The sequence below is a fragment of the Dactylosporangium aurantiacum genome (assembly GCF_000716715.1).
GTDB lineage: Bacteria > Actinomycetota > Actinomycetes > Mycobacteriales > Micromonosporaceae > Dactylosporangium > Dactylosporangium aurantiacum.
The window spans coordinates 1-20,048 of record NZ_JNYJ01000072.1 but is presented as its reverse complement, the minus strand read 5'-3'; the positions used below and the strand labels follow the sequence as shown (position 1 = coordinate 20,048).

The following is a 20,048-nucleotide window of genomic DNA, read 5'->3' as shown; positions in this document are numbered from 1 at the left end:
GATACCGCACCGGCCTCCGGCAAAACGTCCACCAAGAAGACTGTCCGTGGATGCACCTGCGCTCCGACCGAAGACCGCTCACCGGGAACGATTCGCGCCAGAGCGCATGGGTAGCGGCCCGTTCTGGAGGGACCGGCCCGGACGCCGTCCGCTGAGGACGCAGCCCGACGGCCACTACACCGCCACAAGAGTGAGGAACCGGTATGACTGAGATCGTGGGCGAGAGCCTGGCCAAACGGTTGATCGACTGGGGCGTGGACACCGTGTTCGGGCTACCTGGCGACGGCATCAACGGGCTGATGGAGGGCTTCCGCAGGCACAGTGACAAGCTGCAGTTCGTGCTGGTGCAGCACGAGGAGGCGGCGGCGTTCATGGCGACCGGCTACGCCAAGGCGACGGGGCGTCTCGGCGTGTGTGCCGCCACGTCCGGGCCGGGGGCGATCCATCTGCTCAACGGCCTGTACGACGCGAAGCTCGATCACGCGCCGGTGCTGGCGATCACCGGCATGCAGGAGACGTCGGTGCTGGGCACGCACTACCAGCAGGAGGTGCACCTGGACCGGCTGTATCAGGACCTCGCCGCCTACAACCTGATGGTCACCAATCCGCAGCAGATGCCGGGTGTGGTAGACCTGGCCATCCGTAACGCGTTGACCAAGCGCACTGTTTCGCATCTGACGTTTCCGAACGACATCCAGGTCGCCGCCGTTGAGCAGGACCCCTACCGGCACGTCGGGCCGGGAACGCCGCCCGCCAGCCTGCCGGACCTGGCATTGCCGGCATTGCCCGCGACCCCGGATCAGTTGCGTCGTGCCGCGGACGTGCTGGCCGCGGCGAAGCGGCCGGCGATACTGGTCGGTGTCGGTGCGCTGCACGCACGCGACGAGGTAATCGCTGTCGCCGAACGGCTCGGTGCCCCGATTGTCAAGACTCTGCCGGGCAAGGCCGTGGTGCCGGACTATCATCCGCTCACCACCGGCGGTCTCGGCCTGCTGGGCACCGGCCCGAGCCAGGACCTAATGGAGGAGTGCGACACCCTGTTAATGATCGGCACGTCGTTCCCTTACGGGAAGTTCCTGCCGCAACCGGACCAGGTGCGGGTCGTGCAGATCGACGCCGACCCGACCCTGATCGGGCTGCGGTTGCCGGTCGAGGCGCCAGTGGCCGCGGATGCGAAGCTCGCGCTCCAGGGGCTGCTGCCGCTGCTCGGTGAGGGCGACCGGTCGTTCCTGCACAAGTACCAGCACGAGATGGAGCTGTGGAAGCGGGACATGGCGGCGCTGCAGGACGGCAGTCGCGATCCGATCGCACCGCAGTACCTGATGGGTTGCCTGAACGATGCGGCGGCGGACGACGCGATTTTGACGTGTGACTCCGGCACCATCGCCACCTGGGCCGCGCGGCATTGGACGATCCGCGGCGAGCGGCAGTTCTACCTGTCGGGCAACCTGGCCACCATGGCGCCGGGCCTGCCGTACGCCATCGGCATCCAGCACGCCTATCCGGACCGGCAGGTGATCGCGTTCGTCGGCGACGGCGGCTTCGCGATGTTGATGGCCGACTTCCTCACCGCCGTCCGCCACGATCTGCCGATCAAGGTGGTGGTCAACAACAACAACAGCTACGGACAGATCCTGTGGGAGCAGATCATCCTGGGCTATCCGGAGTACGCCGTGCGGCACCGCAACCCGGAAGCGGACTTCGCGGCCTGGGCCAGGGCGTGCGGTACGTACGGTGCGAAGGTCACCAAGCCCGGTGACGTCGAGCCGGCGATCCGGGAGGCGCTTGCCCATCCGGGTCCGGCGATCGTCGATTGCGACGTGAACCCGAACGAGCCGCCGATGCCCGGCAAGATCAAGTACGAGCAGGCGAAGCACTTCACCGAGGCGTTCCTGCGGGGCCAGCCGCACAAGATGGCTACCCTCGCCACTGTCGCCCGCGACAAGATCAACGAGCTGCGGTCATGACCGCGGTGCATCTGCCGACGCCGACGCTGCGTGCACCGGCGCGCGAGACGGTCGACGTCGAGGGCCTGGAACGAACGCTACGAGAGCGGGTCGACGGCGAAGTTCGCTTCGACGCCGGCTCACGTAGCGCGTACTCCACCGACGCGTCGAACTTCCGGCAGGTTCCCATCGGCGTGGTCGTGCCCCGCTCGGTAGAGGCCGGCGCGGAGGCCGTCGCCGTGTGCCGCGACTTCTCCGCGCCGCTGCTGTCGCGCGGCGGAGGCACCAGCCTCGCCGGCGAGTGCACCAACACCGCCGTGGTGATCGACTGGTCCAAGTACTGCACCCGACTGCTGTCCGTCGACCGCGCCGGCCGGACCTGCATCGTCGAGCCCGGCATCGTCCTGGACCACCTCAACGATCTGCTCAGCGAGCATGACCTCGAGTACGGACCGGAACCGGCCACCCACAACCACTGCACGCTCGGCGGCATGATCGGCAACAACTCCTGCGGTGCGACCGCACAGCGCACCGGCAAGGTCGTGGACAACATCGTCCGCCTGGAAGTCCTGCTGTACGACGGCACCCGCATGTGGGTCGGCGAGACCCCCGACGACGAGTACGAGCAGATCATCGCCGGCGGCGGTCGCCGCGCCGAGGTGTACCGGCAACTGCGAGCCCTGCGCGACGAACACCTTGGACAGCTGCGGACCCGGTACCCGCACATCCCGCGGCGGGTCTCCGGCTACAACCTCGACTCGCTGCTGCCGGAGAAGCGCTTCCACGTCGCCCAGGCCCTCGTCGGGTCGGAGAGCACCCTCGCCACCGTCCTGCGCGCCGAGCTGATGCTCGTCCCGCGAGTACACCGCCGCAGCCTGGTCGTGCTCGGCTTCGACGACATCACCCACGCCGCGGACGCGGTACCCGCAGTCCTGGAACACCAACCGATCGCGCTGGAGGGCATCGACCACCTACTCATCAGCTATCAACAGAGCAAGCACCTCAACCCGACGGCGCTGCGCCTGTTCCCGGACGGCCGCGGGTTCCTGCTGGTCCAGTTCGGCGGCGAGACCAAGGACGAGGCCAGGCAGAAGGTCGAGCATCTCGTCACCGCGCTCGGCCGCAGCGTGGACGGCGACGACGTCACGCACTTCGACGACGAGCAGCACGAGCAGCAGATCTGGCACGTCCGTGAGTCCGGACTCGGCGCCACCGCCCGCGTCCCGGGCCTGCCCGACACCTGGCCGGGCTGGGAGGACTCCGCCGTCGACCCTGCCCGGCTCGGCGACTACCTGCGCGACCTGCACGAGCTCTACGACGAGTTCGGTTTCAAGGCCAGCATCTACGGCCACTTCGGGCAGGGCTGCGTGCACACCCGGATCCCGTTCGAGCTGACCACCGCCGACGGCATCACCCGATACCGGCAATTCCTGGAGCGGGCAGCCGATCTGGTCGCATCCTACGGCGGCTCGTTCTCCGGCGAGCACGGCGACGGCCAGCAGCGCGGCGAACTGCTGACGAAGATGTTCGGTGACGACGTCGTGCGAGCCTTCGGCCAGTTCAAGGCGATCTTCGACCCCGACAACCGGATGAACCCCGGCAAGGTCGTCAACCCCTACCGGCTCGACGAGCACCTGCGCCTCGGCACCGACTTCCACCATCCGGCACCGCGCACACACTTCCAGTACCCCGACGACGAAGGCAGCTTCAGCCGGGCGGTGCTGCGCTGCGTCGGGGTCGGCAAGTGCCGGCGCGAGGGCGGCGGCGTCATGTGCCCCTCCTACATGGTCACCCGCGAGGAGGAGCACTCCACCCGCGGCCGCGCCCGCCTGCTGTTCGAGATGCTCGACGGGACCGCCCGAGGCGGCGCGATCGCCGACGGCTGGCGTTCCGAAGCGGTCAAGGACGCCCTCGACCTATGCCTGGCGTGCAAGGGCTGCAAGCGGGACTGCCCGGTCGACGTCGACATGGCCACCTACAAGGCGGAGTTCCTGTCCCACCATTACGAAGGCCGGCTGCGTCCCCGCTCGCACTACGCCATGGGCTGGCTGCCGCTGTGGGCTGCGCTCGCATCCAACGCACCGCGGCTGGTGAACGTCCTGGCGCACGCCGGCCCAGTCGGCACGTTCGCCAAGCGGCTCGCCGGGGTCGACGTCCGGCGGGACATCCCGGTGTTCGCCCCGCGTACGTTCCAGCGGTGGTTCCGTAGCCGGCGTGGCGCCATCCCGGGCGATCGCGGTGAGGTCGTACTCTGGCCCGACACGTTCACCAACCGTTTCGACCCGGACATCGCCCGGGCCGCCGTGGACGTGCTGGAAGACGCCGGTTGGACCGTCCACGTGCCGGACGCACCGGTCTGCTGCGGCCTGACCTGGATTTCGACCGGGCAGCTGGACGTCGCCAAACGGGTCCTGCAGCGTACTGTCGCCATGCTGCGTCCGTACCTGCGTCGCGGCATGCACGTCGTCGGTCTGGAGCCCAGCTGCACCGCCGTGTTCCGGTCTGATGCTCTGGAGCTCTTCCCGCACGATGAGGACGTCCGACGCCTGGCTAAGCAGACGGTCACACTCAGCGAGCTGCTGCAAGAGCACACGCCCGGCTGGCAGGCACCGCACATGCACCGCAAGGCAATCGTCCAGACGCACTGCCACCAGCACGCCGTTCTGGGCTTCGAGGCGGACAAGGCCGTGCTGGAGGCGATGGGCGTCGACGTGGACGTCCTTGACTCCGGATGCTGCGGGCTGGCCGGCAACTTCGGCTTCGAAGAGGGTCACTACGAGGTGTCTGAAGCCTGCGCCGAACGCGTCCTGCTTCCTGCGGTCCGCGGGGCGGACCCCGGCGACGTCGTCCTCGCCGACGGGTTCAGCTGCCGCACCCAGATCGCTCAGGGCAACGCGGCCGGCCGTGGTGGCATGCACCTGGCCGAGCTCATCCAGGCCGGACTGCAGCAACAGCAGTCCGGTGCCTACCCGGAACGGCAATGGGCACCCCGACCGGCCGCTCCACGCCACGCAGCGGCCGCCGCAGCCACTGGAATCCTCACAGCCTTCGCCGCCGCGACAGGCACGATGTGGCTGCGGCGACGGCGATGACAGCCAAGTCGCCAGGGTGCACGGCGACTTGGTCCGAGGAAGCATTCAACGACACCCGAACGCCAGCACGTGGCAACAACCACGCCGCCGACTTCACAGCGACTGTCATCGAATCGTCATGGACGCGCCGATATGCCGCCATATTCAGCCAGCACCGTAGCCAGAGACGGTGACGGCAGGCGACGCCGTGGCGGAGCCTCGCCCGACGTACAGCCGTGCGGTCCGTCGTTCCGAGCCGTGAGGAACCTGCCATGATGATCTGGCCACTGCCCGACGACGCCGATCTGCCAGGCGACCGGCGGCTGGGCGGTCCGTGGACCACTGCCGGCAGCGGCGCGGACCCGCACAGCGCCGACGAAGGGTACGACACGGACGCTGCAGCTCGGACTGTGCCGGCCGGCTGGGACGCCATCCAGCTCACCGCCGAGGAAGCAGTTGCCTTCGCACGGATCGTTCAGGACCTGTCCGCGGAGGAGCCGGTCGCTGCGCGTATGGTCCCGGCACGGCGGATGGCCGCGCTCGCCGCGGCTGCACTTGTCTGGATGCTGCTGTCCGTCCTCATGGTGGCCCTCGGCTGGGCGGGCGTGCTGATCACGGTCGTCGTGAGCGCCGGAACCGCCACCGTCGTGGCGCTGCACCTACGGCACCGCGCAGGCAGCTCGTGACCAGTTCGCCGTGGCGGCGCCAGCGTCCCCACGGCATCGGTCCACCTCGTTTGCGACACGTGTCCGCACCTGCGTGTCGGACCGCACAACTTCGACAGGTGCCCGCCTGTCGAGTCGCATCGCCCTATGATGGCGGCCCGCCGCACGGGGTATGAGGAACTGGGGTGAGTGGAACCGTCCGGAGGCACTCGAACATGCTCAGCGACAGTGAACGACGCCGGTTGGAAGAGCTGGAGGCAGGCTTGCGTGCGGACGACCCGACGCTTGCCAGAGCGCTTGCCGGCAGGCCATCGCCTTCCGGCAGCCGGCGGAAGGTCGCGGCGGCCTGGATTGCTGCTGCGGCGGTGGTCACGGCCATCACCGGGCTGATCGTCGGTAGCGTCGCAACCGTGGTGGTCGCCATCTGCGCGCTCGGCGTGGCAGCCGGCGTCTGGTGGCAGGCCCCGGGACGCTGACGGAGACCGGCCACGCTCGGCTTGAACGCCGCGATCCACCGTCGGGTGACTCGCGCTGTACAACTGCAGACGATCCAGGTAGGGTCTCCGGCAATAGTTGCATCGTTACAACAGACGATGCTGACAGGTGCGCCGGGAAGTCTGGTCGGCAATATTTCGACCACGCCCATGCAGGAGCATCCATGACAACTTCGGCCTTCGCCACGCTCATCTGCGAGCAGTGTGGATCCCGGCTGGACCTTCCAGTTCAGCCGGTCCGGTCCGCCGCACCGCTCCCCGCGTCCGGAAACCTTCCGTCCACCCGGTGCGACGGGTGCGGTGCGGCGCTCCGACCATTGGGCACCGCACCGACGACTCCGCCCATCGGGGCAGTCACCATCACCAGCACGCACGCCCTTGTACAGCTGACCGGCGACCTCGACGTTGCCGTCGCCGACAGACTGCGCGACGCGCTGACCACCGCATGCGAATCGGGTCGCCACGTGGTCATCGACATGTCACAGGTCCGGCTCATCGACTCGACGGCACTCGGCGCCCTGGTTCGCGCGCATCAGCACTCGAAGCACGACGGACGAACGCTCTGCCTGGTTCGGCCGTCCCGGTTCGTCGTCACCGTGTTGCACACGATGCGACTGCTGCGCATCTTCCCGATCTTCGACTCGCCGTCGGACGCAACGGCCTGGCTGGCGACCGTCGACCGTCCCGGATAGCACCGGACCTGCAGCCACGACGCGTGAGAATGTCGCGACGCCCGGTCAGTCACACAACGGTGCTGACATGCAATCATTGCTGGATGTCGCGATCAACCGTGCCGGACCCGGACGACTCGACCGCGTTCGTCGATGCGCTGCTGTCAATCAGTCGGGCGATGGTCGCCATCGCCGCCAAGAATCTCAGCCGCATCGACGCCGACGTGACCTTGCAGCAGTACCGCGCCCTCGTCTTCCTTGCCACCCACGGCCCGCAGCGCAGCGCGGTTCTGGCGCAAGAACTGAACGTGGCACCGTCCACGGTCACGCGCATGTGCGACCGCCTGGTCCGCAAAGGCCTCGTGCAACGCTTCCACGACGAAACTGACCGGCGCCCGATCTGGCACGTCCTCACGGAGGACGGCAAGGATCTCATCGGGACCATCATGAAGGCCCGCCGCGACGAAATCGAAGCCCTGGTCCGCGACGCGGGTCTGGTCGCGTCGAAACGAACGGTCGCAACACTGCGGGCGTTCGTCACCGTCGCCGGGGAAGTCCCCGACCCGCAGTGGTGGCAGAACTGGGAATCGTCCACCGCCGAGGTGCAGGGCAGGTGGCCGGCACAACGCTCCGGACGCGACGCCGCGTGACGCCGCCACGTACGCCTGCTGTCAGCCGCCGGTCACGGTGAAGAGGTGCAGCACCCCCGCAACGGTCAGCGTCCGGTCGAGCACCGGACTCAACCGTTCGACGAAAAGCCTGCAACCGACCTGTGTGCATCGGCGCTGAACGTGCACCAACGCGCCCACGGCCACCGAGTCGGCGAACGTCACCAGACCCAGGTCGATGCACAGCCGACCGGGTCGCCCTCGCAACACCTCGTCCACCGCCGCGATCAACCGGCCGACTGACGCCGCATCGAGATCTCCGCGCACCACGATAGCGGCCGCCCCGGTCAGCCGCGCACGGACGTCGATCGAAAAGCTCATGGTTGATGTACCTCCGGAACGGCAGCAATCACCATAGCGCGCAACACACGATGCAACAGTTGTACCTGCACAATATTTGGTATCATTTTGCGCCCCGACAGGACCAGGCAAGGGCAACCGCGACCGACCCATCACTGGGTCGACCTGCGACGCCTTTCGACCGGCCCGCAGAACACCTGGCGAACGGCCGGTTCGTCAGCGCCGACGATGACCAGGACATCGTCACGCGCCTGCAGGACCGTGTCGCGTTTCACCGGAACCGGTCGGCCGTCCCGACTCACCAGGCTGATCCACGCATCCTCGTGCAGCCGCAGGCCGCCGATCGCGGCACCGTCCGCCGGCGCGCCCGCCTGCACCGTGAACCGGCGCACCCCAGCCGGCCGCTCCCGGAACCGCATGCCGAGCGTCCAGGGCTCAGGCTCGACCACCCGCATCAGCACCCGGCGCCATCTCGCCACCAGCGGCACCGTCGTGCCCTGCACCATCACCGACAGCGCCACCACGACGAAAATGACCTCATAGATCCGCTCAGCGCCGGCGACGGCGGAACTGACGGCGAACGTGCCCAGCAGGATCGGCACCGCGCCCTTGAGCCCGGACCACAGCACGAACACCCGCTCGCCGAGACGGAGGCGGACGGGCCACAGCACCAGACCGACCAGCACCGGGCGGATCACCCACATCAGCAGCAGACCGATGCCGACGCCGACCCACACCGCGCCACCAAGATCGTTCAGGCCGACGGTGACGCCCAGCACGACGAAGGCGACGACCTCGGCCAGGCTGGACGTCGCCGAGAGGAACCGCTCGACCTCCCGCTTGTAGGGTGCGTTGATGTCACCGATGACGACGCCCGCAGCGAACACCGCGAGGAACCCGGATCCGTGCACTACTGTCGCGAGTCCGTACACGAGACCGCCGAACGCCAGGGTCCGCAGCGGGTAGAGACCCTCGCTCGGCAACGGGACTCGCTGCATCAGCCACCGCAGGCCCCAACCTCCGGCGACGCCGATCAGGCCGCCGATGCCGAGCTGCAGGGCGAACTCCCCGGCACCCGCGCCGATCCGACCGATGAGGCTGCCGCCGGCGGACCCGAGCAGGACCATCATCAGCGCGATGCCGACCGGGTCGTTGGTTCCGGACTCGCCCTCCAGCAGCACGCCGGAGCGGCCGATCACCTCCCGGCGACCGAGGACGGAGAAGACCACGGCGGGATCGGTCGGGGCCAGTGCAGCGCCCAGCAGCAGCGCGGCCTGCCAGCCGAACCCGAACAGCAGATGTGCCACAGTGGCCACGGCAGCCGCGGTCACGACCGTGCCGGCGACGCCGACCCAGACGATCGCTCCGGCCGCTGAACGGAACCGCCGCCAACCGATGTGCGTCCCGCCCTCGAACAGGATCACGACCAGCGCAACCGTGACCACATCCTGCACATGAGCGACCATCAGCGCGCCGAGTGCGGGGACGAGGTCCGACGCGACCGCGGCACCGATCAGGAACAGCGCCCGGGGCAGGAACCCGGATCCATGCGCTGACGCGGTTGGAGAAGATCGCCGCGATCACGACCAGCGAGGTCCCGACCACCACCCATCCGAATGACGTGACGCCGCCCATGGTTGCCCACTGCCCGGTCGGCCCGGCACCAATCACGACGTCTCGATGACGGCATCCCGGACGTTTGAGCGCCCCCGCATTCGGCTGTCTGCGCACCGACAGCGTGACAGCACCTGGAACCCGGCCCGGCCAAGTGGCGACGTCGCCGCCGGCACAGACCCGAGAAGCAGCCGTTGCACACCGAGTACAAAGTGTTCGGGACGATCGCGGCAGCCCTGGCCGCCGCCACGATCCTCTACGTGTGGTGGCCCTCGGGCGGGCACGGCCACCCGGAATGGGCCGGCGCAATGACGCTCGGACTGTCCGGCGGCATGAGCCTGATGTGCGCCGGATACTGCTGGCTGGTGTCCCGACACATCCCTGCCCCGACCCGACGACCGACCGGACGCCGAGATCGCCGAGATCGCCGAGATCGCCGACGGTGCGGGACCGGTCGGCTTCTTCGCCCCGTCCGGCATGTGACAATTCGGCATCGCCCTGTCCGTCGCGGCGGGCGCGGAAGGTGTCGCGGTCAGTCAGTGGCGGCCGGCTGACCTTCGTCGGCTTCCACACCACCTTCCTGGTCCAGCACTGGAGCGGCACCTCCGGCATGCCCCGCCGCTACGCCGACAACCTGCCCGACGACGGTTTCACCGCACTGAACACCGTCTCCACCATCGGGGCGTTCACCCTCGGCGACGTGTCAAACTGAGCGTCACCGGCGGCGCGGGCGCCCTGCAACGACGGCGGCGACGCAGGTGGCCACGACCGTGACAGCAAGCGGCAGATACTCGCGAACCCGCCGCATCATGGCCGTTGGTCCGTTCGCAGCTCCAGATGCTCACGCTGCGGCCGCACGGTGTACCGGGGATCGGCCGCCGATTTCTGACCGGCCCGGAACAGGCCGAACCGGGTGCACGCGGAACCGACGAGCAGCGCAGCGCCGGCAACCCCTGCAGCCAGCCGTGACCGCCGGCCAGCGGTGGCGCCGAGCACCGCTCCGGTCACGCCGAGCCGCTCGCCCCACCGCAGGAGCCGGCCGCTCGGGCCGTCCTTGAGTGGCTCGGCGACCGGGCCGAGGCAGCGCTGCATCACCTTGGCCGCGAGCACCTCCACGAGCGTGCCGGCGACGGCGATCCGGCTGGCCGGACCTGCCTGGGACAGTGGCGCGGCAAGCAGGCCGAGCCCGCCGGCCGAGGCGGCAGCCGAACCGGCGAACAGATACGGCAGCTCCCGGCGCCCGTCGTGCCAGACCGGCACTGCGGTGTCGCTGATGAGCGCCGCAGTGTAGGTCGCCACGCCGACCCCGAGCACACCTGCGCCGATACCCGCTGCCCGCCCGAGCATCGGCAGCCGACCGGTCACCGCGCTCGCGGCGGCAAGCGTCGCCTGCGGTCCGTACGCGGCGAGCAGCCACGATCCGACACTCATCGGCGATGTCACCTTGAACACCCGCAACATGTTCACGAACCGGGCGGGCCGGCCGAGGTCGTGGATCAGCCCGTACAGCGAGCCGGCCAACGCGCCGACCGCGCCTATCCGGGCCGCCCTTGCCAGGTCGGGACGTGCAGTCAACTCCGCGGCGGCGGCAAGACCCGAGGACGCACCAGCCAGCCCGCCCAGGAACAGGTATCCGGCGATGTCCGGAGCTTTCCACGTGGGCTGGTTGAGCACCGGCAGCCCGTAATACGAGCGGAACTCCGCCTTCGGCACCATCAGCCGTTCACCGCGTTGCCTGCGGCGCCGCCAGCGGCCACCGGACCCGGTGACCGCCCGGCGCTCCGGCGGCAGGGCAGGGTCGTCGTCGCTCGGCACGCCCGTCCAGGCCGCTGTCAGCGTCCCGTTCCGCTTCTGGCTCACTGCTTCCTCCAACAGGCCGCGACAAGACCCGCGAGCAGGCCGGCGGCGGCAAGACCGACGTGCTTCCACATGGCCGGCAGGTCGCGGGTGGTGACGACCGGGTCCGGTGGCAGCCCGTACACCTCGGGCTCGTCGAGCAGCAGGAAGAACGCTCCCGTGCCGCCCACGCCATCGTTCGGGTCGTGACCGTACAGCCGGGCCGAGGTGACATCACCATCGTGCAGCTGCTGCACCCGCTGTGCCGCGCGCTCCCGCAGCTCATCGAGGTCACCGAACTGGATGGAGTCGGTCGGGCAGCTCTTGGCGCATGCCGGCTCCTGGCCGACACTGAGCCGGTCGTAGCACATCGTGCACTTGAAGACGCGGCCGTCGTCCTTACGCTGGTCGATGACGCCGTACGGGCAGGCCGGCACGCAGTAGCCGCAGCCGTTGCAGACGTCCTCCTGCACCACGACGGTGCCGAACTCGGTGCGCCACAGCGCTCCGGTCGGGCACACGTCAAGGCACGCCGCGTGCGTGCAGTGCTTGCACACGTCGGAGGACATCAGCCAGCGGAAGTCCATGTCGGCGACCGTGCCGACGGTGTCCTGCGGTGGACCGGACCCGGGCATACCCAGCGACACGGGAGGACGGTGCACCGGCGCGGCCGGCACGTCGGTCACCGCCAGGTTGCTCTCCTGCCGGCCGAGCCGCCGCGGCTGTTCGATGAACGCGACATGCCGCCAGGTGTCGGCGCCGAGCCCGCCGGTGTTGTCATACGACATGCCGGTGAAGGTGAGACCGTCCTCAGGGACGGCGTTCCATTCCTTGCACGCCACCTCGCATGCCTTGCAGCCGATGCAGACGCTGGTGTCGGTGAAGAACCCGACCCGTGGCGGCTGGTCGTCCTCACGGTAGCTGTCGGACCGCTCGAGCATCCCGCGCAGATCGAGGTTGACCATCTATGCCTCCGCTCCGGTGTGCTCGGTGATCCCGGCCCGTTCCTGATATGCCCGCACCAGCTGCACCCGTGCCGGTCCGCGTGGCCGGCGCCCTGCACGGATGTCTACAGACAGCGCTTTGACCTCCTGGATGTGTGAGGTCGGGTCCAGGGAGATGGAGCTGAGCTCGTTGGCGGCGTCGCCGTGGCTGTAGCCGTTGGGGCCCCAGTGGAACGGGAGCGCGATCTGATGCACCGTACGGCCGCCGACGGGCAGCGGCGTCATCCGTTCGGTCACCAGGACGCGGGCCTCGATGGCGTTTCGGGCCGTCACGATCGTCGCCCAGCCACCATGCTCGAGCCCTCGCTCGGTGGCCAGTTCCGGGGAAACCTCGCAGAACAGCTCGGGTTGCAGCTCGGCGAGGTACGGGGTGTTTCGGCTCATTCCCCCCGCGGTGAAATGCTCGGTCAGCCGGAACGTTGTCAACACGTACGGATACACCTCGCTGCCCGGCTCGCGTCCGCTCGGGTGGTACCGGTTGTGCTCGTGTGGATAGACCATTCGCGCCGGACTGCGCTGCTGGCCGTACAGCGGGTTCGCCACCGGCGAGTCCTGTGGCTCGTAGTGCGTCGGCATCGGGCCGTCGGTGACTCCGGCCGGCGCAAAAAGCCAACCTTTTCCATCGGCCTGCATGATGAACGGGTCGATGCCGGAGATGGCCGCGACACCCGTGGCGCCTTCGGCAGGCCGGTAGTCAGGCCGCTTCGTGGGCTCGAAGTCCGGCACATCGAAGCCCGTCCACCGCCCGGCGTCCTCATCCCACCACACCAGCTTCTTGCGTTCACTCCACGGACGCCCGTCCGGACGGGCGGAGGCACGGTTGTAGAGAATGCGCCGATTCGCCGGCCAAGCCCAGGCCCACTCCAGCGCCATCCAGTCCTGCTCCTCCGCGGGCTTGCGCCGGGCGGCCTGGTTGATCCCGTCGGCGTAGACGCCGCAGTAGATCCAGCAGCCACACGCCGTCGATCCGTCGCTCTTGAGCTCCGTATAGGCGGACAGGGGGTCACCGTTCGCGTTCCAACCGTTGATTTCGGCGAGCACCGCCTCGGCGACCGGTTCGTCCTGCGGCCCCTCGGTCGGGTAGTCCCACGTCAGATCGCGGACGGGACGGTCGCGGGGATCGGTGGAGTCGGCGAGCTTCTCCCTGATGATCCGGCCCAGGTGGTACATGAACCAGAGGTCGCTGCGGGCGTCACCGGCCGGTTCGACGGCGGCATGGTGCCACTGCAGCATCCGGTTGGTGTTGGTGAAGCTGCCGGACTTCTCGGTGTGTGCCGCGGCCGGGAAGAAGAACACCTCGGTCCTGATGTCCTCGGTGCGGAGCTCTCCCGTCTCGATCTCCGGGCCGTCCTTCCACCACGTCGCGCTCTCGATGAGACTGAAGTCGCGGACCACGAGCCAGTCCAGATTCGCCATGCCGAGCCGCTGCAGCTTCGCGTTGGCCGAACCGACAGCCGGGTTCTCCCCCAGCAGGAAGTAGCCCTTGCAGCGGCCGGCGAGCTGCTCCATGACCGTGTCGTAGGTGCTGTGACTACCGGTGAGCCGCGGCAGGTAGTCGAAGCAGAAGTCGTTGTCCGGCGTGGCGGCGCCGCCCCACCACGCCTTCATCAAGCTCACCAGGTACGAGCGCATCTCGGCCCAGAAGCCGCTGTTGGCGGCGTCCGCGGCGATAAACGCGTCCAGCGTCTCGTGCGCATGCGCATGCGGCATCGGAATGTAGCCGGGCAGCAGGTTGAACAAGGTCGGGATGTCACTGGAGCCCTGGATGCTGGCGTGCCCGCGCAGTGCCTGGATGCCGCCGCCCGGCCGGCCCATGTTGCCCAGCAGCAGCTGCAGGATGCACGCCGCCCGGATGAACTGGGAGCCGTCCGTGTGCTGGGTCCACCCGACCGCGTAGACGAACTCGCTGGTCCGCTCCGGGCCGGAGTTCTCCACCAATTCCCGGCAGACACGCAGGAACACGTCCTGCGGGATGCCACAGGTGCGCTCGACCATGTCGGGGGTGTAGCGGGCGTAATGACGCTTCAGGATTTGCAGGACGCAACGCGGGTGCTGCATGGTTTCGTCCCGGTTCGGGCTGCCCCGCATCGCCGCGCCGCCCGCGCCGTGCGCCTCACCCCGTCCGGCGCTACTCATCGAGTGGCCACCGCGGGACTTTCGCTGGTACTCCTGGTCGCGCTGGCCTGAAGCTGCGGTGACGGTCATGCCCTCGTACTGCCAGCTGTCAGGTTGATAGTGGTGCGTGTCGGGTTGGAAGCCGGAGAACAGCCCGTCGAGATCCTCCGTGTCGCGGAAATCCTCACCGACGATCGTGGCGGCGTTCGTGTAGTGCAGGACGAACTCCTGGAAGTACGCGTCGGTGCTCAGGACATGGTTGATGATGCCGCCGAGAAAGGCGACGTCGGTGCCCGCCCGGATCGGCACGTGCAGGTCGGCCAGAGCACTGGTCCGGGTGAACCGCGGATCGACGTGGATGACGGTGGCGCCCCTCGCCTTCGCCTCCATCACCCACTGGAAGCCGACCGGGTGCGCCTCGGCGAAGTTGGAGCCTTCGATGATGATGCAGTCGGCGTGCTGCAGATCCTGCATGAAGGTCGTCGCGCCGCCACGGCCGAACGACGCGCCGAGGCCCACCACCGTCGAGCTGTGACACACCCGCGCCTGGTTCTCGATCTGCACCACGCCGAGCGCCGTCAGCAGCTTCTTGATGAGATAGTTCTCCTCGTTGTCCAGCGTCGCGCCGCCGAGGCTGGCAAGACCCATGGTCCGGGCGGTCCGTGCACCGTCTTGCTCCCACTCCCAGGTTTCGGCGCGGGTGGCGACGACCCGGTCCGCGACCATCCGCATGGCGGTGTCGAGATCGAGCTTCTGCCACTCGGTGCCCTTCGGCGGGCGGTACAGTACCGTGTGCAGCCGGCCCGAGCCGGTGGTCAGCTGCAGGCTCGCAGCGCCCTTCGGGCACAGCCTTCCGCGGCTGACCGGCGAATCCGAGTCGCCTTCGATGTGCACGACCTTCTCCTCGCGCACGTACACATTCTGAGCGCAGCCCACCCCGCAGTACGGACACACGGACTTGACGACGCGGTCAGCGGAGGCGGTACGGGGCTCGAGCGCGCGGCTTGCCGCAGACTTCACCGCTGAGCCCTTTCCCAGTCGGTCCGGGCCTTTGAGCTGGCGCAGGACGGGCCAGATGGGCAGGCGTGACGGCAGCCGCACAGTCAGTCTCCTTCAGCGTCAGCCCCGACACGGTGGCGCGCCGTGTCACGCATCTGCGGATCGGTCTGGACGCGCCAGCGGATCCACGCGTGGACGTCCTCGCGTGCGGTCGGGTTGCTGTGATTCGGGTTGACCAGCCGCTGGGAACTCGACCGGAGCATCCCGGGGCGGTCTCGCTGCGCGCAGGTCACGGTGTCGCCACCGTCAGCGGGGACTCCGGTGGCGATGAGGTACGCCTGGCCCAGTGGAATTCTGAGCCGGTGTCCGGCCTCATCGTAGTCGCAGCCCTCCGCCAGCAGCCTCAACACCTGCCTTCTGCCCGGCAACGACCTCACCCCCGCAATCAACGGCCGGCAGCGCCGCTACCCGTCGCTCGTGCCGCCAAACAGGCCATCACGAGGACGGCAGCTTCGGTGCTTGACGAATCCGAGCGAAGTTTGCCGCGTCATCCGCCAGGTTTGGGGAAGATGTGCGGGGATGACACCGCAAATTTATGATGCTGTTGTGGTCGGCGGTGGCCACAACGGTCTGGTCGCGGCGAACCTCCTGGCGAGCGAGGGTTGGCGGGTCGTCGTCCTCGAGGCTGAGGATGTCGCCGGTGGGGCGGTGCGCTCGAGCGAGTTGCTCGGCCCAGGGCTGACCATGGACCACTTCAGCGCCTTCTACCCGCTCGGTGCCGCGTCGCCGGTCCTGCGGGCCCTGAATCTGGAGGCACACGGGCTGCGCTGGTCTCATGCCCCATCGGTCCTCGCCCATGTTCTCCCGGATGACCGGACGGTCGTCATGTCCCGCGACCTGGAGCAGACCGCAGCATCGGTCGATGCGTTCGCCGCCGGCGACGGTGCCGCCTGGACGGGCCTCGTCGAACGCTGGGACCGCATCGGCGACGACGTGCTGCAGGCGCTCTTCCGCCCGTTTCCGCCGGTTCGGGCCGGGCTCGGACTGCTGCGCCGGCTCGGCGTGGCGGACCTGCTGCGGTTCGCCAGGTTCGCGACCCTTCCCGTACGTCGCCTCGGTGAGGAACAGTTCCGGGGCGAAGGCGCCCGCCTGCTGCTGGCCGGCTCCGCTCTGCATTCCGACATGGCCGCCGACGAACCCGGCAGCGGCGTGTTCGGCTGGCTGATGAGTATGGCGGGGCAGCGCTTCGGTTTCCCGGTTCCGCAGGGCGGCTCGGGAAAGCTTGTTGAGGCGCTGGTGCACCGGCTGCACACCGTCGGCGGTGTGCTGCGCTGCGGCGCACCTGTGGAGCGCATCCTGGTGCACCACGGCCGCGCGAACGCGGTCCGTACGGTGTCCGGCGAGATCATCGTCGCTCGCCGCGCCGTGCTCGCCGACGTGGACGTGCCCACGCTCTACCTGCAGCTCGTCGGTGTCGAGCAGCTGCCGGACCGGCTCGTCGGCGATCTGCGACGCTTCGCCTGGGACCCGGCCACCCTGAAGCTCAACTGGGCCCTCTCGGCGCCGATGCCGTGGACGAACGCGGAGGCCGGCCGAGCCGGCACCGTGCACCTCGGCACGGACCTCGACGGTCTCACCGACTACGCAGCCGCACTGACCACCGGACGGCGCCCCGAACGGCCCTTCATCCTGCTCGGACAGATGACGACCGCCGACCAGAGCCGATCGCCTGCGGGCACCGAAGTCCTGTGGGCATACACGCACCTCCCGCGCGCTCTGGGCATGGACGTCGACGCACTGCGCGCCCAGACCGACGCGGTCGAGCAGGTCCTGGAGCGGCACGCGCCCGGCTTTCGGGAACGGGTCACGAACCGGGTGGTGCAGACCCCGGCCGGACTGGCCGGCGCCGACGGCAACCTGGTCGGCGGAGCCATCAACGGTGGCACGACAAAGCTCTACCAGGAACTGGTGTTCCGCCCGGTCACCGGACTCGGCCGCGCGGAGACACCGATCCGGGGCCTGTACCTGGCAAGTGCCGGCGCCCACCCCGGCGGCGGAGTGCACGGCGGGCCGGGCAGCAACGCCGCCAAGGCGGCGCTGCTGCACCACGGCATTCGCGGCGCCGCGCGGTCGCTGGCCGTCCGGCTGGCACTTCGCGCCGTCTACAGCGGTCCGGACCGTGGCGTGCTTCCGCCGGCCACCATGCCACCGCCTGATCATTGAACCAGTCACCGGCCCAGAGCCGTTGCCAGGCTGTACCCGACCTGCTGTGCCAGAATCGGCTGGTGCAGCGGGGAGTGTCAGACGCCGACAGCGCCGACCGCGACACTGCCGGCGCGGTGGATGCCCTGCTGGCCGCCAGCCGGGCGCTGGTCGGCATAGCGGCCCGCTCCCTGGCGGAGATCGACCCCGACGTGACCCTGCCGCAGTACCGAACTCTGGTGGTGCTCGCCTCCCGCGGACCTCAGCGGGTCGTCGACATCGCCGCCGAGCTCCGTGTCGCCGCATCGACCGGCACCCGCATGTGCGAACGGCTCGTCCGCAAAGGTCTCATCCGACGGTCCCGTCCCACCACAGACCGCAGGGTCGTCCGGCTGACACTCACGCCCGCCGGGCGACGGCTCGTCGAACAGGTCACCATCAACCGCCGAGAACAACTCACCGCGACCGTCACCGCAACCGCCGACGTATGGCATCCCTCGGTCGCGCCGGCGTTGCGCGCGTTCGCCGCTGCCGCCGGCGAGATTCCGGATGACGAGTGGTGGCTGGGCTGGCCCCAGATCGTCAGTCGGGATCACGACGAGCCCGACGGCGGGTGACCCAGCGGTTCCACCGGGTTGACGGGCATTGGGTGGAAGGCTTCAGCCGGCGGAGGCCGGGGCACCGGCCAATGTGGCGAGCGGGCACGACCGGTGGCTGCTCTCGCAGCGCGTCTGGGCGGGCCACCGTGGCGCGCCGAGCTCGGTGGCCTGTACCTGGTTCGGTCGACAGTGCGAGAGAGGTTCCGCGAGTCCGTTTGTGGTCTACGACCGTGACCCTGCCGCGCCACGTCATGGTTACGGCATGGTCCGTTTGCGTCTGGTTCCGCATCGGCGACGACCGGCTGGTGCGCTCGCGCTGCTTCCCCGTGTTCGTGCGCAGCGTCGGCGGGCGGCTCCGTCCTGGCCTCGCCGTCACGTTCGCCGGATTCCTGCATGTGTCGTTGCTGTGCCGAATCGCAGTTCTCAGGGCCGCCGTCGACGTCGGGCAGCATGCCGGTACGCAGCTGCTGCAGCGCCGACTTCAGCAGCCGGGAAACCTGCATCTGCGACACACCGATCTGTGCAGCGATCTCCCGCTGCGTCAGGTCGGCGTAGTAGTACAACATGACGACGCGCAGCTGGCGCTCCGGCAGCCGCTGCAGCTCGGTGTACAGCGCCTCCCGATCGTCGACGCCGGCCAGGGCATCTGCTCCTTCGGCCAGCGTGTCACCGACGGCACGGTCGCCGACCCCGGCGGTTGCCGGGCCGTCCAACGACAGCATGTGCTGCTCATGTGCCATACGGCGGACTGACACGATCTCGGCCTCAGTGCATTGCAATGCGCCCGCGAACTCGCGGTCCCGAGGATCGCGCCCGAGACGTTGGGTGAGTATTTCCCGAGCTGCCGTCATCTGCAGCAGCAGCTCCCCGGCGCCTCTGGGGGTGCGCAAGGTCCAGCGATTGTCTCGCAGAAACCTCTTGAGCGTCCCGGCGACGGTCGGCGTCGCAAATGCGGAGAACGGTGTGCCGCGTCGCGGGTCGAACCGATCGACAGCCTCGACCAGCGCGAGTGCGGCCACCTGGCGGATGTCCTGCACCCGAGGGTCGAATCGATACCGCGCCGCGATGGAGTACGCCAACCGCAAGTGCCGCTCGACCAGCTGGTTTCGTAGCCTGCCATCGGAAGCTGCCCCGACTGAGGCAAGCTCGGCAAAGGCCGTACGGCAATCCGGATCGCCACAGGCACAGATCATCCACGGCGCCTGCGGACTGTCGCAACGTTCGGGCAGGGTGGCGTTCACGTCGCCGGATCCTTTCGTCGGCGTTCGTGCGGGCTGTCTGAGGACTCGCGCTACCCTTGCGTGCACTGTGCAAACATCTCGCCCAGATCGGTGCGGTCTGCGCTGCTGGCGGGCATGATGATCTTTGTGTCCGACCCGCGAGGGAGAACCTTGTGCGAGCCGGCGGCGTTCCGGAACCGTTGGCGTTCCGGGCCGTGGGACGATCCACGCATCGTCGGGACCGCGGCGGCGATCCAGCGCGACCTGTGCAGCAACGGTCTACTGCTGCGCTACCGCGCTGCGGGGGTCGGCGTGGACGGCCTGCCCGGCGGCGAGGGCGCGTTGCTCGCCTGTAGCTTCTGGCTGGTTGACGCCCGTGCATGGGTCGGGCGCCGACAGAAGGCTGTTGAGCGCTTGGAGTACCTCCTCGAACTGCGCAACGACGTCGGCCCCTCGCCGAGGAGTAAGATCCCCGCAGGCGTTCAGCCTCGTGGGATGGTGAACTCGGTCCGTGTGCTCACCGGCACGGACACCCCACGGCGACCTAGCTTGGTTTTTAACCTTGGGGTCGACGTGGTCGACCCCGTCGGTCGTGGAAACAGCCCCTGGGTGATCATCTTCTTGTCGAGGGAAGAAGATCAATA

General features: G+C 68.8%; 17 protein-coding genes and 1 pseudogene. 11 read left to right on the top strand and 7 right to left on the bottom strand.

All coding sequences use genetic code 11. From position 1 onward, the window contains the following. Window positions 1-203 precede the first annotated feature (203 nt). The 6 genes from OP18_RS46965 to OP18_RS46945 all read left to right on the top strand — a co-directional run bounded on the left by OP18_RS46965 (window position 204) and on the right by OP18_RS46945 (window position 7,497). Window positions 204-1,967, top strand: coding sequence for a thiamine pyrophosphate-dependent enzyme (locus OP18_RS46965; protein WP_033366749.1), 1,764 nt, complete (start codon window positions 204-206; stop codon window positions 1,965-1,967). Further along, the gene (locus OP18_RS46960) at window positions 1,964-5,038 is read left to right on the top strand and encodes an FAD-binding and (Fe-S)-binding domain-containing protein (RefSeq protein ID WP_033366747.1); all 3,075 of its coding nucleotides are present in this window, start codon (window positions 1,964-1,966) and stop codon (window positions 5,036-5,038) included. Before OP18_RS46965 ends, OP18_RS46960 begins: the two co-directional genes overlap by 4 nt. A gap of 254 nt (window positions 5,039-5,292) precedes the next feature. Further along, window positions 5,293-5,703: a hypothetical protein gene (locus tag OP18_RS46955; RefSeq protein WP_156090282.1), complete on the top strand. Its 411-nt coding sequence runs from the start codon at window positions 5,293-5,295 to the stop codon at window positions 5,701-5,703. Window positions 5,704-5,897: 194 nt separating this feature from the next. Next, window positions 5,898-6,158, top strand: a complete 261-nt coding sequence (locus tag OP18_RS56405; RefSeq protein ID WP_081971738.1) for a DUF3040 domain-containing protein — start codon at window positions 5,898-5,900, stop codon at window positions 6,156-6,158. A gap of 335 nt (window positions 6,159-6,493) precedes the next feature. Then, window positions 6,494-6,868 carry an STAS domain-containing protein gene (locus OP18_RS54115; RefSeq protein WP_052388406.1) on the top strand — a complete coding sequence of 125 codons (375 nt, stop codon included), beginning with the start codon at window positions 6,494-6,496 and terminating at the stop codon, window positions 6,866-6,868. A gap of 83 nt (window positions 6,869-6,951) precedes the next feature. Next, window positions 6,952-7,497, top strand: coding sequence for a MarR family winged helix-turn-helix transcriptional regulator (locus OP18_RS46945; protein WP_162189926.1), 546 nt, complete (start codon window positions 6,952-6,954; stop codon window positions 7,495-7,497). A gap of 21 nt (window positions 7,498-7,518) precedes the next feature. Here OP18_RS46945 and OP18_RS46940 read toward each other — a convergent pair whose 3' ends face one another. Both OP18_RS46940 and OP18_RS51745 read right to left on the bottom strand, forming a co-directional pair. Continuing rightward, a complete protein-coding gene (locus OP18_RS46940) occupies window positions 7,519-7,836 on the bottom strand; it encodes an STAS domain-containing protein (RefSeq protein WP_033366745.1) in 318 nt (105 codons plus the stop codon). A 131-nt stretch (window positions 7,837-7,967) separates the two neighbouring features. After that, complete coding sequence (locus OP18_RS51745) at window positions 7,968-9,269, bottom strand: cation:proton antiporter domain-containing protein (RefSeq protein ID WP_211273894.1); 1,302 nt, start codon at window positions 9,267-9,269, stop codon at window positions 7,968-7,970. Between the two features lie 354 nt (window positions 9,270-9,623). On the opposite strand from OP18_RS51745, the gene ctaF reads away from it, so the two are divergent. Together ctaF and OP18_RS46930 are read left to right on the top strand one after the other, a co-directional pair. Continuing rightward, window positions 9,624-9,983 (top strand): aa3-type cytochrome oxidase subunit IV, encoded by a 360-nt coding sequence (ctaF, locus tag OP18_RS62790; RefSeq protein ID WP_211273893.1) that lies wholly within the window; start codon window positions 9,624-9,626, stop codon window positions 9,981-9,983. Further along, complete coding sequence (locus OP18_RS46930; protein WP_033366744.1) at window positions 9,953-10,141, top strand: hypothetical protein; 189 nt, start codon at window positions 9,953-9,955, stop codon at window positions 10,139-10,141. The genes ctaF and OP18_RS46930 overlap by 31 nt, the downstream gene beginning before the upstream one ends. Before the next feature lie 95 nt (window positions 10,142-10,236). On the opposite strand, the gene nrfD is transcribed toward OP18_RS46930, so the two are convergent. From nrfD to OP18_RS46910, 4 genes are read right to left on the bottom strand one after another with little or no spacing between them, the layout of a single operon-like run. Continuing rightward, entirely contained in the window at window positions 10,237-11,301 is a 1,065-nt protein-coding gene (gene nrfD / locus OP18_RS46925; RefSeq protein WP_245635777.1) for an NrfD/PsrC family molybdoenzyme membrane anchor subunit, read from the bottom strand. After that, window positions 11,286-12,230, bottom strand: coding sequence for a 4Fe-4S dicluster domain-containing protein (locus tag OP18_RS46920; RefSeq protein ID WP_211273892.1), 945 nt, complete (start codon window positions 12,228-12,230; stop codon window positions 11,286-11,288). Before OP18_RS46920 ends, nrfD begins: the two co-directional genes overlap by 16 nt. Further along, window positions 12,231-15,485 carry a formate dehydrogenase gene (gene fdh / locus OP18_RS46915; RefSeq protein ID WP_033366742.1) on the bottom strand — a complete coding sequence of 1,085 codons (3,255 nt, stop codon included), beginning with the start codon at window positions 15,483-15,485 and terminating at the stop codon, window positions 12,231-12,233. A 2-nt stretch (window positions 15,486-15,487) separates the two neighbouring features. Beyond that, window positions 15,488-15,793: a hypothetical protein gene (locus tag OP18_RS46910; RefSeq protein WP_211273891.1), complete on the bottom strand. Its 306-nt coding sequence runs from the start codon at window positions 15,791-15,793 to the stop codon at window positions 15,488-15,490. A gap of 169 nt (window positions 15,794-15,962) precedes the next feature. Between OP18_RS46910 and OP18_RS46905 the strand changes: the two genes are divergently transcribed. Beyond that, a complete protein-coding gene (locus OP18_RS46905) occupies window positions 15,963-17,606 on the top strand; it encodes a phytoene desaturase family protein (protein ID WP_052388404.1) in 1,644 nt (547 codons plus the stop codon). A gap of 62 nt (window positions 17,607-17,668) precedes the next feature. Beyond that, window positions 17,669-18,202, top strand: coding sequence for a MarR family winged helix-turn-helix transcriptional regulator (locus tag OP18_RS46900; RefSeq protein WP_063745778.1), 534 nt, complete (start codon window positions 17,669-17,671; stop codon window positions 18,200-18,202). On the opposite strand, the gene OP18_RS56395 is transcribed toward OP18_RS46900, so the two are convergent. After that, complete coding sequence (locus tag OP18_RS56395) at window positions 18,178-19,425, bottom strand: sigma-70 family RNA polymerase sigma factor (RefSeq protein ID WP_081971733.1); 1,248 nt, start codon at window positions 19,423-19,425, stop codon at window positions 18,178-18,180. The two genes, OP18_RS46900 and OP18_RS56395, sit on opposite strands and share 25 nt — an antisense overlap. A 114-nt stretch (window positions 19,426-19,539) precedes the next feature. On the opposite strand from OP18_RS56395, the pseudogene OP18_RS46890 reads away from it, so the two are divergent. Then, window positions 19,540-20,048 (top strand): annotated as a pseudogene (locus tag OP18_RS46890) (hypothetical protein); the annotation flags it as partial.